We start from the raw sequence: 12,974 nt of genomic DNA on the forward strand, positions 1-12,974 counted from the left end.
TCGGCGCGCCCCTATTCGGCGGGCACATGTTTGGTGGCGACGGCGGGCCCGGTCTTCTTGGCGCGGTATTCGCTGTAGGCGGCGATCAGCATGTCCTCGTCGCGGTACCGCGGCACCCAGCCGAGCTGCCGCTCGGCCTTGGACACGTCGAGCACGCAGTCCTCGTCGGCGATGAGATATTGCTCCGGATCCATGATCGGCATGTTTGCGAGGTCGAGCAGGTCGAGCGTGCGCTTGACCGCCCAGCCGGGTGTAGGCAGCAGGATCGACTTCGATCCGGCATGCCGGATCAGGTCGCCAAGCAATTTCTTCACCGGCGGCGGATTGAGCGACCCAAGGTTATAGGCCTCGTTGGGCACACCGGCCTTCCACGCGGCGCGCGCCGCCTCGGCGCAGTCGAACACCGAGATGAACTGATAAGGGTTGCGGCCCGAACCGATCATCGGCACGGGAAAGTTCCAGTCGATCAGCTTGAACAGCTTTTCGAGGATGCCGAGCCGGCCGGGGCCGATGATAAGGCGCGGGCGAAACAGCGAGATCGACATGCCGCGCTTGCGCCATTCGGCCGCCAGTTCCTCGGTCTTCTGCTTCGACCAGCCATATTCGCCGAGCGGCGCGACCGGATGCTCCTCCGTCATCGGCTGGGTAACGGTGTGACCATAGATCATGTCGGTCGTATAGTGGACGAGCCTGGGGGCACCAGCCTTGTCCATGGCCTGCAGGATGTGCTCGGTGCCGTGGAAATTGACCGGAAAGAAGAAGTCGTGTCGCTTCGCCCGCACCTGGATCGGCGACAGCATCTTGGCCGATAAATTGTAGACCATGTCGTCGGCCTTCAGCCCGACCGCGGCAACCGAGCCTTGGTCGGTGACGTCGCACTTGATGAAGCGGACAGTGCGGTAATGCGCAAGGTCGCTCCTGGCGATGTCGGCGACGACAACCTCTTCACCGTCGGCCACAAGCTTCGGCGCCAGGTGACGGCCAACAAAGCCGTCACCCCCGAAAATCACATGTCTCATCGAACGATCTCGTTTGCTTGTATCTTGTCGGGCGTGATGGAAGCGCTCTGATCTTCATGCCCTCGCCCACTTTGCGCGATCAGCACCGTGCCTACGCAGATCAAGGCAATGCCGGCGATGCGCCAACCATTCAGGTCCTCCCGGAAGACGAAATAGGCAAAGATCGCGACCGCGACGTAAGCCAGGCTCAGAAACGGATAGGCGAAGGAAAGCTCGACCTTGGAAAGCACGTAGAGGTGCGAGGCCATCGAAATGACGAAGGTGCACAGGCCAAGGAAGACCCAGGGGCTGAAGACGATCTGCAACAGCTTGATCAGCGGATTGGCGCCCTCGAATGAAATCGGTCCGAGCGACATCATGCCTTGCTTCAGCATCAGCTGCGCAGCAGCATTTGTCATGACCGTAAACAAAATGAAGACGATATATTTCATGTAGTCCGCCGCCCCTGTGATATTAGGTAATACAAATCTGAAAAGATTTCGTGAACCCGAAGACATTTTTTGGGTAAATGTTGATGTTAAGCGTTCGTAAACCACAATTCATTCTAAGTTTATCTATTCGGCCGCCTCTGCATCGCGCCGCCGCAGGTCGATACTCCCGGCCGTGCGCGCCCAGAAGCCGGACATGAAGGCGGGATCGCGCAGCGCTTCCAGCCTCGGCCACTCCGGGAACGAAGCGACGAAGGTTGCGGCACTCATGCGCGCATCCTTGTAAGGATTGACCGCCCCACCAGCCGCGATCGTCATGCGGTCGAGTTCGCCGAGCAGCGCAAGCGTCGCCGCTCCCCTGTTGGGGAAGTCCAGCGTCAGCGTGTAACCCGCACGAGGGAACGACAGCAGTGCCGGCGAGCGGACGCCGCCGAAGCGCTTCAAGACGGTGAGGAACGACCCCTGCCCGGCCTGCCTGGCCGCCGTGAGCAGTGCCGGCACGGTTGCGCGCGCGGCCTCTTCCGGGACCACGCTCTGATGCTGGAACAGACCTTTCGGGCCATAGAGCCTGTTCCAGTCGCGCACACCGTCGAGCGGGAAGAAGAAGCCCTGGTATCCGACCCGGCGCGGCGCCTTGGACTGCCCCTTTTTCCACCTGTAGGCTGCGTTGAAAGCGGTCAGGAACGGTCGGCCGAGCACGTTGAAAGGCGGCTGGAGCGGAACGGAGAATTTCGCGCTCGCACGCGCGGCCGCGTGCGAGCCGTGCTCGGCGTGGTTGCCGGTAAACAGCAGCCCCCGTCCGCTGTTGCGGCCACCGGCGAGCTGGTCGATCCAGGCGACGGCATATTCATTGGCCTGGTCCGCCGCTTCGGCAAGATCGAAATATTCGCGGAGGTCGCGAAAACGCGTCGTCTTTTCCACGATATCGAGCGACGAAACCCGCATCAGCCGGATCGAAGCCGACAGGATCAGGCCGGTGAGGCCCATACCGCCGATGGTCGCCCGAAACAGGCACGGATTGTCGGTCGCAGAGCAGCGATAGCTGTGTCCATCCGACCGAAGCAGCGTGAAGCTTTCCACATGGCAACCGAACGTGCCGCGCCGGTGATGGTTCTTGCCATGGACATCGTTGGCAATGGCGCCGCCGAGCGTGACGAATTGTGTGCCGGGCACCACCGCCGGGAAGAAGCCATGAGGCGCGGCATGTGCAATGACATCCGCGAGCAGCACCCCGGCATCCGCTTCGAGCAGACCGCTCTCGGCGTTGAAGCCGCGAATGCGGTTCAGGGGCCGCATGTCGACGACAGTGCCGAGCTGGTTCTGGCAGGAATCGCCGTAGGATCGGCCGTTGCCATAGGCAAGCAGCGACGCTTGCCTGGCCTGGCCGCCCTTCAGCAGCGCAATGGCGTCATCGGCTTGGATCGCCCTTGCCGCTGGCGGCGTGGCAAGGCCAAAGCTCTGGAGGCGTTCCGCCATGCCTACCAGCCCCCGATGACCAGCAGCACCGCGCCGATCGCCACCACGATCTGGCTGCGCCAGTCGCGAATGATGAAGACGACCGGGTCGTCGTGCATTTCGTCGCGGCGCGCCAGGATCCAGACACGCATGGTGAGATAAAGCACGATCGGCGCCAGCGGCCAGATCAGCCAGGGATGCGGATAGAGTTCGCGCACCGCGACGCTGTCCATGTAGAGCGCCAGCACCAGCGCCGAGGAGAACGCCGAAGCCATGCCGGCCTGGGCGACAATCTCCTGGTCTTCGGTGCGATAGCCGCGGCCGGCAATGCGTTCGCCGGGCGGAATGGCTGTGGTGCGCAATTCGACAAAGCGCTTCACCAGTGCCAGCGACAGGAAGAAGAAGATCGAGAAGGCGAGCAGCCAGAACGAGACGTCGACGCCTGTGGCGGCCGCGCCGGCGAGCACACGAATGGTGTAGAGGCCGGCAAGCGTCAGCACGTCGACCAGAAGCATGCGCTTGAACGATAGCGAATAGGCCGTGGTGACGACCATGTAGCCACCGAGCACAGCCAGGAATTCAAGCGACAGGAACAGCCCGGTGCCGACGCCGATCGCCAGCAGCACCGCGATTGCGCCAAGGCCGAACGGAATAGACAGCGCACCGCTGGCGAACGGCCTGTTGCGCTTGGTCAGATGCTTGCGGTCGAGCGCAAGGTCGAAGAAATCATTGAGGATATAGATCGCCGACGCCACCGCGCTGAACGAGATGACCGCCAGCAGGCATTCCCAGATCATGTTTGAATTGAAGTATTCGTGCGACAGCATCATCGGCACGGCGATCAGCGAATTCTTCAGCCACTGGTGGACGCGCAGCATCTTGACGATGGTCCGCAATGTCGGCTTGGGCGCCGGCATCGTTTCGGCACCATGCGCCGCCTGCCAGCGCGCGGCATGACGGTCCGGCGCCACCACGATCGCGCTGCGCGCCGCGTCGAAGACCTGGAGGTCATGGCGGCTGTTGCCGGCGTAGTCGAAACCGGCATCGCCATAGGCCGCAAGGAGCGAGGCTCGCTTCTTTCCCGAAGTGAGATTGTCGAGGCCGTCGGTGGCCAGTACCCGGTCGAAAATGCCGAGATGGACAGCAATGGCGTCGGCGAACTTGCGCGGCGTGCCGGTGGCCAGTACGAGCTTGCGGCCTTCGGCGTGCTCGGTGCGGAGCCGGTCGAGCAGTGGCGCCCGATAGGGCAGCGTGGCGGGGTCGATGTCGATGCGTTGGGCGATCGCCTGCTTCAGCCGCGCCGGTCCGCCGGCAACCCAGAAAGGCACCAGGAAGAAATAGAGCGGGTTCTTCTTGAGGAGGATGAACAATCCTTCCCATAAAAGGTCCGTCGCGATCAGCGTGCCGTCGAGATCGACCGCAAGCGGTATTGCGTTCCTGTCCGACCGCGCGTCCATGCCCGTCCTGCCCTGCCAGCGTCTGATCCGGAAACCGGAACCCGTTGAGCGCCGTGTTTCGGCGTCTTGATGCTGGTATAGCGGGGGATCGCCTAGCGAACATTAAAACGTACGGTTGCAAAGGGCTGCCGCTGCCGTATTTCCATCGTCATTGTTAAACAACAGCTACCGGAAACGATAAAAGGCCGAGCAAACGCCCGGCCTTTCCAATCATGCGACCGAGATTACTTGATGCGGGCGACGCCGCCTGAAATCTCCACGGTTTCCGAACCGGTCAGCGCTTCAAGGTCGCCATTGGGCAAGGTGACAAAACAGCCACTCTGGCAGAACTCGACGGTTTCACCGCCAGCCAGCGCAAGCTCGGTCTTGCTGCCGCCCTCGGTCACGACCAGCGTGCGTGTCTCGGCGTCCTTGTTGACCGCGCTAGCGGCATGGGCCGAGCCGCTCACGGCGAGCAAGGCCACGGCAGCGACGAGAGACTTCCACATTTGCAATATCGGTGTTCCCACCGCCTCTGTTGCATTTCCACAAGGCATTCTCGCCTTTGCATGGGAACTTATATGAGATGGAAGCTGAACCGCAACTGAATGCCGCATTCATGCCGCAATTGGCTTTGGCTTTCGCACATACCCCCGTCAACCTGGCCCCCGGCAATGCGGTGTTGTCGGCAATGGCAGCCCGGCAGGAGGATCCAGAGCCTAATCCGGATCGGGTTTCTTCGACTTGCGCTGCTTCGGCAGCTTTTTCGCTTCGGCCTCGGCTTGCGCCTTGGCCTCTTCCCGTTCGGCGAAATCGGCCTCGATCTTGTCGTCGTCGGTCGGCCATGCCACGTGCTTCTTGGCCTCGACGACCGCGCGCGGCGTGGACGGGATTTCGATGTGCTGGTCGTCGAATCTTTCCAGCACGGTGAAGCGGACGTCGTTCTGCACGATGTTGCCGTTCATCACATCGGCCAGGAACACGCGGATCTCGAATTCGAGTGCGGCGGGTCCAAAATTGGAAAACAAGACGAAAGGCTCGGGGTTCTTCAGCACCAGCGGATGGCTGCGCGCGATATCCAGCAGCACCGCGTGGACCTGCTTGACGTCGCTGCCATAGGCGACGCCCACCTTGATGTCGATGCGACCGAGCTTGTTGCGGTGCGTCCAGTTGCCGACGGCGTTGTTGATCAGGTTCGAATTGGGCAGGATCACCGACTGCCGCTGGAAAGTCTCGATCTCCGTGGCACGCACGCTGATCTTCTTGACCGTGCCGCTGACGTCGCCGGCCACGATCCAGTCGCCGACCTTGAACGGCCGCTCGGCCAAAAGGATCAGGCCGGAGACGAAATTCGACACCACATTCTGCAGGCCAAAGCCGATACCGAGGGAAAGAGCACCCGCGACCAGCGCCAGGCTGGAAAGGTCGATGCCGGCCGCCGAGATGCCGACCAGCGCGGCGAGTGCCACGCCGGCATAGCCGACCGCCAGCCGGATCGAGTTGCGCACACCGGCGTCGACCTTGCCGCGCGCCATGACCGAGCCGTCAAGCCAGCCCTGGAACCAGCGCGTCAGGAAATAGCCGATGACGAAGACGACGATGCCCGACAGGATGCCGGTGACCGAAATGGTCACCGAACCGATATTGATTCCGGTGGCGAGCTTGTACGCCCACGCCTCGATATCGCCGGGCTGGAAGCCCCACATCAAAAGGATCAGCGGCAGAAACACCAGCACTATCATCACGTTGATGGCAATGCTGACGACCAGGCCGAGCTGGTCGAGTGCGGTATCTTCATAGCTGGAATTGGCCGACAGCCAACGCCCGACCGAGGTGTTGGCGAAAGCACCCTCCTCGCCGATCGCCTGCGCCGACAGGAAGCCGATATAGGCCGTTATCAACGCGGTGCCTGTGACCACGACTTGTAGCGAGACGAACAGAGCAAGGCCGATATACCCGAGCAGCGCCGCGATGATGGTGAAAAGCCCCAGCCCGAGCGAGGTGTAGCGCAGCCAGGCCGGCCATGGGCGCCAGCTTCCGTCACGCGCCCTGAACGGCCTCAGCATCGCCATCAGGATCAGGATAACGCCGACGATGATGGTGGCGACGAAACTGCGCGCGATGGTCAGCGACAGCGGCGACCCCATCTTGTCGTTCACGACCGACAGGAAGGTGTTGAAGCTGATCACCACGGCCATGGCGGTGGTCAGGCGGACCAGCCAGCGCGCCGGCCCGGTTTCGACGGGGATGAGCCGCCAGTTGGGCAAACGCGGTTCGAGTGCCGCGTTGGTCAGCCGATTGACACAGAACACCACGCCGATGACGGTGGCCAACGCATTGAGGAAGAGGCCAATATCGCCGCGCAACACGTTGTAGTAATTGAAGAAGAAGATCGTCGAGCCGAGAAAGGCGGCCACCGCCAGCGTCGGCAGCAAGGTCGACCAGAAGGCCACCGACAGGCGGCTGAGATAGGATGGGTCCTCATTGGTCGGATCGGCCTCGAACACCCGCCCGAACAGGCGCCTCCCGCCGACCAGCAGCACCAGCGCCAGGCCGAGCGCCACGAAAGTCGCCGCCAGGATAGCCTGGAACTTGAACTTGATGGCGAAGCTCAGCCAGGACGACACCGCCTTGTAGAAATTGCCGAACTCGTCGCGCGCGTCGGAAAACACCTGCGGGCTCAACGCGTCCGAGAGCACGTAGCGCTTGGTCAAAAGATTGCGGAACAGCGCGCTGCGCATGTTGCCGATCTTGTCGATCAGCCCGCTGATGCGGATCGACAAGGATTGAGCTTGCGCGATGACCGCGTTGATCTCGGCCTTTTCGGATGTCAGCCCCTCGCGTTCGGCGCTGACGATGCCGGGTTCAGCCGGTTGGCCGGAGGGGGGCGGCGGCCCGAGCTGTTCGAGCCTGCTGTTGATTTCGCCCAGCCGTGTGCGGAACGCCAGCGCGCTGGTCAGCGATTGCCGTGACAATTCCTCGAGCTGCAGGCGGATGTCGACGAGGTTGCTGTCGTCCTCGCCATCCTGCTGTATCTGCTTCTCGAAATTGTCGGCCTTTGTCGCCAGGCCCTGAATGATCTTTTGCTGGTCGGCGACCAGTCCGGCGGGCGCCTGGCCAACGCCTTGCGCCGCCGCCTCGAACGACAGCGGCGCCGAAACGACAAGCGCCAGGACCAGGATGAGGCGAAGCAATCGAAAAAACATGATGAATAGGCGACTCGCGGGCGGCAAAGGCANAAAGGCATCAAAAAGCCTGTCCTTGATAAAGACGGCCATATCATGGGGCAAGTCACCGCGACGATCGCGCTGCTCAAGCGTCGGCCAGTCGAAAGGCGATGGCGCAATATTGGCTTTGCATCAGCCCCCTGCTCTATAGTCTGCCGCATCGCCCGCAACGGACATCATACACATGGCAGAGTACTCGGCCCTTTCGCTGCTCGCGAACGCGCTCAAGGGAAACAAGGACTGGAAGCCGGCCTGGCGCAAGCCGGATCCGAAGGCCTCCTACGACGTCATCATCATCGGCGGCGGCGGGCATGGGCTGGCGACCGCCTACTATCTAGCCAAGGAACACGGCATCACCAATGTCGCGGTGCTGGAGAAAGGCTGGCTGGGGTCCGGCAATGTCGGCCGCAACACCACGGCCGTTCGCTCGAATTACCTGCTGCCCGCCAACACCCGCTTCTACGAACATTCTATGAAGCTGTGGGAAAACCTGTCGCACGAGCTCAATTACAATGTCATGTTCTCGCAGCGCGGCTGCCTGAATCTGGCGCACACGCCGGCTCAGTTCGACGACTACGCAAGACGCGGCAACGCGATGCGCCATCTCGGCGTCGATGCGGAATTGATGACACCAGCCGAGATCAAGCGCCTGATCCCGGCGCTTGACATCTCCAATGATGCACGCTTTCCCGTGGTCGGCGGCCTGATGCAGCGGCGGGCCGGCACCGCCCGGCACGATGCCGTCGCCTGGGGCTATGCGCGCGGCGCAGACCGGCGCGGCGTCGACATCATCGAGAATTGCGAGGTCACCGGTTTCCTGCGCGACGGCGACCGGGTTACCGGCGTTGCCACCTCGCGCGGCGATATCAGGGCCAAGAAGGTAGCGGTCGCGGTGGCTGGCAGCACCGGACGGGTCATGCAACTCGCCGGCGTCGAGACGATGCCGATCGAAAGCCATGTGCTGCAGGCCTTCGTCACCGAATCGCTGAAACCCTTCATCGACACGGTCGTGACCTTCGGCATGGGCCATTTCTACATGTCGCAGTCCGACAAGGGCGGCCTTGTCTATGGCGGCGACATCGACGGCTACAACAGCTACGCTCAGCGCGGCAACCTGCCCATCGTTGACGAGGTGATGAGCGAGATGCTGGCCCTTTTCCCGGGCCTTGCGCGTGTGCGCATGCTGCGCTCCTGGGGCGGCGTCTGCGACATGTCGATGGACGGCTCGCCGATCATCACCATGGGGCCCCTGCCCGGCATGTATCTCAATTGCGGCTGGTGCTATGGCGGCTTCAAGGCAACGCCCGCTTCCGGCTGGTGCTTTGCCTGGACCATCGCCAAGGATCAACCGCACGATTTCAACGCCCCGTTCACGCTGGACCGCTTTCATCGGGGGCTGGTGATCGACGACAAGGGCCAGGGTGCAAACCCGAGGCTTCACTAGACAAGGCTTCATTAGGAACATTCCGTGCTGATCACTTGCCCCTATTGCGGCCCGCGCGATGTCATCGAGTTCACCTATCAGGGTGACGGCAACCGCGAACGTCCCGACCCCGCTTCGCAGAATTTCGAGGCCTGGAATGCCTATGTCTACGACCGGCTGAACCCGGCCGGCGACCACAATGAAATCTGGCAACATTCCGGTGGCTGCCGGGCTCACCTGAGGGTCGTGCGCAACACGCTGACGCACGAGATTTCCAGTGTCGCCTTCGCGCGTGGCGATCACAGCTCGGCCGCTCGCCGCAAGGCGGAGGACAAGCCATGAGCCCGCGCCGCACCGACACCGGCGGCCGCATAGACCGGCTGAAGACGATCCGCTTCACCTTCGACGGCGTTGCCTATACCGGGCATGGCGGCGACACGCTGGCGTCCGCGCTGCTGGCCAATGGCGTCACCCTGTTAGGACGTTCTTTCAAATACCATCGGCCGCGCGGCCTGCTGAGCGCGGGCGTCGAGGAGCCCAACGCGCTGGTGACGGTGCTGAAGGGCGAGGTGCGCGAACCCAACATTCCGGCGACAATGGTCGAGATCCATGACGGGCTGGTCGCCGTCAGCCAGAACCGTTTCCCCTCGCTTGCCTTCGACATCCATGCCGTCAACCAGCTCGGCGGCAAACTGCTGTCGGCCGGGTTCTACTATAAGACCTTCATGGGACCGGTTGTCGGCCCGTTGAAAGGCACGCGCTTCTGGATGTTCTGCGAACAGTTCATCCGCCGCGCCGCCGGCCTCGGCAGCGCCGGATCGGCGAAGGACCCGGCCCGCTACGAGCGCATGAACGCCTTTTGCGATGTGCTTGTGGTCGGCTCCGGCCCGGCCGGGCTAATGGCCGCCAAGGCAGCCGCCGATCAGGGCGCCCGTGTGATCCTGACCGATCTCGAGCCGCGCTTCGGCGGATCGGCCAACTGGTCCGGCGAAACCATCGATGGCGCCCCCGCCGCTGATTGGGTGCGGCGTACCGTGGCCCAGCTTGAAGTGCGAGACAATGTCCGGCTTCTGCCGCGCACCACCGTCTGGGGCTACTACGACAACAATACGCTTGCCGCGCTCGAGCGGGTCAGCGACCACAAGGCGCAGCCCGCCAAGGGTGAGCCGCGCCATCGATACTGGGCGATCCGCGCCGGATCCGTGGTGCTGGCCACCGGCGCCTTCGAAAGGCCGCTGGTGTTTCCGGGCAATGACCGGCCCGGCGTGATGCTGGCGCATGCGGCGGCGCGCTACGCCAACGAATTCGGCGTGCTGCCGGGGCAGCGGATCGTGCTGTTCACCAACAATGACAGCGCCTACCGTTCGGCGCTGGCGCTGAAGCAGGCAGGTGCGGCGATCGTTGCCATCGTCGACGTGCGCGCGCAACCATCCACCGAGATGGGCGCCCTGGCCGGCGAAGCCGAGGCGGAACTGCTTTCCGGCCATGCGGTGGTCGGCACGGAAGGCGGCAAGGCCTTGTCCGGCCTCAAGGTTCAGCGCTTCGACATGGTCGCGGGTGCGCTGAGCGGCGATGCGCGCAGCATCCACGCCGATTGCGTGCTGATGTCCGGCGGCTGGTCGCCGACCATCCATCTGGCCAGCCAGGCCGGCGCCAAGGCTGAATGGAACGCGGCCCGGCAGGCCTTCCTGCCGCCCAAGCCGACGCAAAGCTGGATCGGCGCCGGCGCGTTCACCGGCAGCTTTTCGACGGTAGAGGCGATGGCCGAAGGGCGCGCCGCGGGCCTTGCCGCGAGTGGCGGGACCCCAACGCCGGCGGCGCTGCCCACTGTCGAGGCACCTCCCGGAGATCCAAATCCCGCGCCGGTGGTCGAAATCAAGGGCAGCGGCAAGAGCTTTGTCGACTTTCAGCACGACGTCACGGCGGAGGATGTCCGCCTGGCGCATCGCGAAGGCTTCGTCTCTGTCGAGCACCTGAAGCGCTACACCACACTCGGCATGGCCACCGACCAGGGCAAGAGCTCCAACGTCCCCGGCCTTGCCATCATGGCGGAAGCACTCGGCAAACCGATCCCAGAAGTCGGCACCACCCGTTTCCGGCCACCCTTCGCGCCGGTTTCGATCGGCTCGCTGGCAGCCGAGCGCTTCGGCGACCTCAAGCCCGAGCGGCTGACGCCGATGCATGATTGGCATGTCGACAATGGCGCGACCATGTACTCCGCCGGCCTCTGGTACCGCCCGATGATCTACGGGCTTTCGGGCGAAACTGTCGAACAGGCCTATGTGCGCGAAGCCAAGGCGACGCGCGACAGCGCGGGCATCGTCGATGTCTCGACGCTGGGCAAGATCGCCGTGCAGGGTCCCGACGCCGCCGCGTTCCTCGACCGTGTCTACACCAACATGTTCTCGACGCTCGCCGTCGGCAAGGCGCGCTATGGGCTGATGCTGCGCGAGGACGGCTTTGCCTTCGACGACGGCACCACCTGGCGGCTGGGCGAACAGGATTTCCTGATGACCACCACCACGGCCAATGCCGGCAAGGTGATGCAGCATCTGGAATATTTCCTCGACGTGATCTGGCCGGAACTCAAGGTCCACGTCACCTCGGTGACCGACCAATGGGCGGGAGCCGCGATCGGCGGCCCGAAAGCGCGGCAGATTTTGGCAGCCTGCGTCACCGGCACTGCCGTGGACAACGCCACCTTGCCCTTCATGGGCATCGTGCACGGCGAGATCGCAGGCGTTCCAGTGATGATTTGCCGGCTTTCCTTCTCCGGCGAAATGGCCTTCGAGGTCTATTCCGGCGCCGGCCATGGCACCCATGTCTGGGAAGCGCTGGTCGAGGCCGGCAAGCCGTTCGGGCTGGTCACCTACGGCCTCGAGGCGCTGGGCACGATGCGCATCGAGAAAGGCCATGTCACCGGCGCCGAGATCGATGGCCGCACCACCGCGCGCGACCTGCATCTCGACTGGATGCTGTCGAAGAAAAAGCCGTTCATCGGCTCCGCGATGATGGATCGGGAAGGTCTCGTCGCGTCCGAGCGGCTGGATCTGGTCGGCCTGATCGCGCTCGACAACCGGCCGCTCAATGGCGGCGCGCACATTGTCGAGGACGTCGACGAAGCCAATCCGCACGGCTCGATCGGGCACATCACCGCTTGCTGCTATTCGCCGGCGCTCGGCAAGCATATCGCGCTGGCGCTGGTCAAGGGCGGCAAGGCCAGGCACGGCACGCGTGCGCATGTCTCCGATCCCTTGCGCAACCGCTTCGGACCCGTGGAGATCGTGTCCAACCACTTCTACGATCCGGAAGGAACCCGCATGCATGGCTGAGCGTCAATCGCCCCTCGAGCCGGAGTTCCATGTCGGCTCGCACGGCAATTTCGAACGTGGCGTCGAGATCCTGCTCACCGAAACCAGGCCGGGCTCGATCGTGCAACTCGCGGCATGGCCCGGCGAGGAAAAGAAACTGATGGAGGCCATCCGCACCGTGACCGGGCTTGCTCTGCCCGATGGCGCCGGCGGCGGCTCGAGCGACGGCGTGAAAGCGGTATTCGGTTCCGCGCCGGGAAAATTCACGGTGACCGATGAAGCCGAAGGACTGGCCGTAGCATTGACCAAGGCGGTGACGCCGGCCATCGGCACGGTGACGGACCTGTCGCATGGCCGCACCGCGATCCGCATTGCCGGGCCGAAAGCCGAATGGGTGCTGTCGAAATTCTTCGCCATCGACTTCGCCCTGCCTGCCTTTCCGGTCGGCGCCGGCCGCTCGACAATGCATCACGATGTCTTCGCCCAGATCCAGCGCACCGGCACCGACCAGTTCGACATCTATGTCTTTCGCTCCTTCGCCCGCTCGTTCTGGAAGGCGCTGTGCCACGCAAGCGAGGAAGTCGGCTACGAGGTGCAGTAGGCATGCGGCCTTAGAGCCGCGGCCTCTGGCCTCAATGCCGGCTGGTTCTGCCGCTAGAGAATCCTGCCGAGCGC

10 protein-coding genes are annotated in these 12,974 nt (G+C 63.4%); 4 read left to right on the forward strand and 6 right to left on the reverse strand.

The features are described from left to right. Positions 1–11: 11 nt before the first annotated feature. From X739_RS164340 to X739_RS164315, 6 genes are all read right to left on the reverse strand, one after another. On the reverse strand, positions 12–1,019 hold the full coding sequence (locus tag X739_RS164340; protein WP_023769838.1) for an NAD(P)-dependent oxidoreductase: 1,008 nt from the start codon (positions 1,017–1,019) through the stop codon (positions 12–14). Next, entirely contained in the window at positions 1,016–1,450 is a 435-nt protein-coding gene (locus X739_RS164335; protein WP_023783088.1) for an EamA family transporter, read from the reverse strand. Before X739_RS164335 ends, X739_RS164340 begins: the two co-directional genes overlap by 4 nt. Before the next feature lie 123 nt (positions 1,451–1,573). After that, complete coding sequence (locus X739_RS164330) at positions 1,574–2,923, reverse strand: FAD-binding oxidoreductase (protein ID WP_023769836.1); 1,350 nt, start codon at positions 2,921–2,923, stop codon at positions 1,574–1,576. Between the two features lie 2 nt (positions 2,924–2,925). Then, complete coding sequence (locus X739_RS164325) at positions 2,926–4,359, reverse strand: UbiA family prenyltransferase (RefSeq protein ID WP_023769835.1); 1,434 nt, start codon at positions 4,357–4,359, stop codon at positions 2,926–2,928. A 224-nt stretch (positions 4,360–4,583) separates the two neighbouring features. After that, complete coding sequence (locus X739_RS164320; protein WP_015317401.1) at positions 4,584–4,847, reverse strand: hypothetical protein; 264 nt, start codon at positions 4,845–4,847, stop codon at positions 4,584–4,586. Between the two features lie 210 nt (positions 4,848–5,057). After that, complete coding sequence (locus X739_RS164315) at positions 5,058–7,544, reverse strand: mechanosensitive ion channel family protein (RefSeq protein WP_023783085.1); 2,487 nt, start codon at positions 7,542–7,544, stop codon at positions 5,058–5,060. 205 nt (positions 7,545–7,749) lie between these two features. On the opposite strand from X739_RS164315, the gene X739_RS164310 reads away from it, so the two are divergent. From X739_RS164310 to X739_RS164295, 4 genes are read left to right on the forward strand one after another with little or no spacing between them, the layout of a single operon-like run. After that, on the forward strand, positions 7,750–9,009 hold the full coding sequence (locus X739_RS164310) for a sarcosine oxidase subunit beta (protein ID WP_023769833.1): 1,260 nt from the start codon (positions 7,750–7,752) through the stop codon (positions 9,007–9,009). A gap of 24 nt (positions 9,010–9,033) precedes the next feature. Beyond that, a complete protein-coding gene (locus X739_RS164305; protein ID WP_015317398.1) occupies positions 9,034–9,330 on the forward strand; it encodes a sarcosine oxidase subunit delta in 297 nt (98 codons plus the stop codon). Continuing rightward, entirely contained in the window at positions 9,327–12,320 is a 2,994-nt protein-coding gene (locus tag X739_RS164300; protein ID WP_023791811.1) for a sarcosine oxidase subunit alpha, read from the forward strand. Before X739_RS164305 ends, X739_RS164300 begins: the two co-directional genes overlap by 4 nt. Further along, positions 12,313–12,900 carry a sarcosine oxidase subunit gamma gene (locus X739_RS164295; protein WP_023791815.1) on the forward strand — a complete coding sequence of 196 codons (588 nt, stop codon included), beginning with the start codon at positions 12,313–12,315 and terminating at the stop codon, positions 12,898–12,900. The genes X739_RS164300 and X739_RS164295 overlap by 8 nt, the downstream gene beginning before the upstream one ends. Positions 12,901–12,974 lie beyond the last annotated feature (74 nt).

Source organism: Mesorhizobium sp. LNHC209A00 (assembly GCF_000502915.1).
Taxonomy (GTDB): Bacteria; Pseudomonadota; Alphaproteobacteria; order Rhizobiales; family Rhizobiaceae; genus Mesorhizobium.